This window comes from Nonlabens dokdonensis (assembly GCF_002162835.1).
Lineage (GTDB): Bacteria > Bacteroidota > Bacteroidia > Flavobacteriales > Flavobacteriaceae > Nonlabens > Nonlabens dokdonensis_B.
The window spans coordinates 1-1,837 of record NZ_MAAX01000178.1 but is presented as its reverse complement, the minus strand read 5'-3'; the positions used below and the strand labels follow the sequence as shown (position 1 = coordinate 1,837).

The following is a 1,837-nucleotide window of genomic DNA, read 5'->3' as shown; positions in this document are numbered from 1 at the left end:
ACGAACTCTAAATAATGGCGTTTGCAGAATATACAAATGACCTTTTTTGATCAGCTCTGGGAAAAACTGCAAGAAAAAAGTGATGAGCAATAGTCTTATGTGCATTCCATCCACATCGGCATCAGTTGCGATTACGATTTTGTTGTATCGCAGGTCTTCCATACTGTCCTCGATGTTTAACGCTGCTTGCAACAAGTTAAATTCTTCATTTTCATAAACAATTTTCTTGCTCATGTTATAAGAATTCAAAGGCTTTCCTCTTAAAGAGAAAACTGCTTGTGTATTCACATTACGTGATTTTGTTATCGATCCACTAGCGGAATCTCCCTCGGTAATAAAAAGAGTACTGTCTAGATTGTTATCTTTTTTAGTATCTCCTAAATGAACACGGCAGTCACGTAGTTTTTTGTTGTGTAGGCTGGCCTTTTTAGCACGATCACGTGCTAATTTTCTAATTCCAGATAATTCTTTACGTTCTCGTTCTGCCTGGATAATTTTTTTCTGTAAAGCCTCTGCTACCGGCGGATTCTTATGTAAGTAATTATCTAGCTGTGTTTTTATAAAATCATTGATAAAGGTACGTACCGTAGGTAGGTCGCCTCCCATTTCAGTAGAACCTAATTTGGTTTTAGTCTGGGACTCAAATACCGGTTCCATAACTTTTATAGCGATAGCGCTTACAATAGACTTACGTATATCACTAGCTTCATAATTTTTACCGTAAAATTCCCTTATGGTTCGTACCACACTTTCTCTAAAAGCCGCTTGATGGGTTCCTCCTTGAGTAGTATTCTGACCATTTGCAAAGGAGTGATATTCCTCGCTGTATTGCGTCCTACTATGAGTCATAGCCACTTCAATGTCATCAGATCTGAGATGGATAATAGGATATAAACGATCACTCTCTGCAATTGTTTCTCCTAATAGATCTTTTAATCCATGCTCTGAATAGTATTTCTCACCATTAAAAATTATCGTAAGTCCTGGATTGAGATAAACGTAATACTTTAACATGCGTACTACATACTCAGGACGGTATTTAAAATTTTTGAAGATTTCACCATCTGGCACAAAGGTCATTTTAGTTCCCTTACGCCTTGTTGTTTCTTCCAGAAATTCCTTTCCTGTGAGTTCGCCACGCTCAAACTCTGCACTAGCGCTTTTTCCTTCTCGTGAAGATTCTACTCTAAAATAGGATGACAGTGCGTTAACCGCTTTAGTTCCTACCCCATTAAGACCTACCGATTTTTTAAAGGCTTTAGAATCATATTTACCACCGGTATTCATTTTAGAAACTACATCTACCACTTTACCTAAAGGGATACCACGCCCATAATCTCTCACTATAACGCGCTCACCTTGAATGGAGACCTCAATAGTTTTACCAGCTCCCATGACATATTCATCGATAGAGTTATCGATAACTTCTTTCAATAAGATGTAGATACCATCATCAGCACTAGAGCCATCGCCTAGCTTACCGATATACATTCCAGGACGCATTCTTATATGTTCTTTCCAGTCCAGCGACCGTATATTGTCCTCGGTATATTTAGTAGTTCCGTCCATTAAAATAAAATCTGTGATATGTGGAAATATAACAATTGTTAGGTTGATATCGCTTTCGCGAAAGCGGAATTAATTAACATTTTTTTCTATGCCTATGTGAATAAATATGTAGCTGTCCAATGTGAAAATTATTAGAGTTAAATAACAAGATTTTACCATCCAAAAATGCCACCTGCAAGTATTAAAATAACAATTTATTGAATTAAAAACGATGTGTTCAAGATAAAAACATCGACGAACTGCATTCTCCATCAAAATAATTTACAAC

Annotated in this window: 1 protein-coding gene; it reads right to left on the bottom strand. The window is 36.8% G+C overall.

Going from position 1 to position 1,837, the window contains the following annotated elements:
* The coding region (locus tag A9Q93_RS11635) for a toprim domain-containing protein (protein ID WP_303687580.1) at positions 1-1,569 on the bottom strand (1,569 nt) is incomplete at its 3' end.
* Positions 1,570-1,837: the final 268 nt, after the last annotated feature.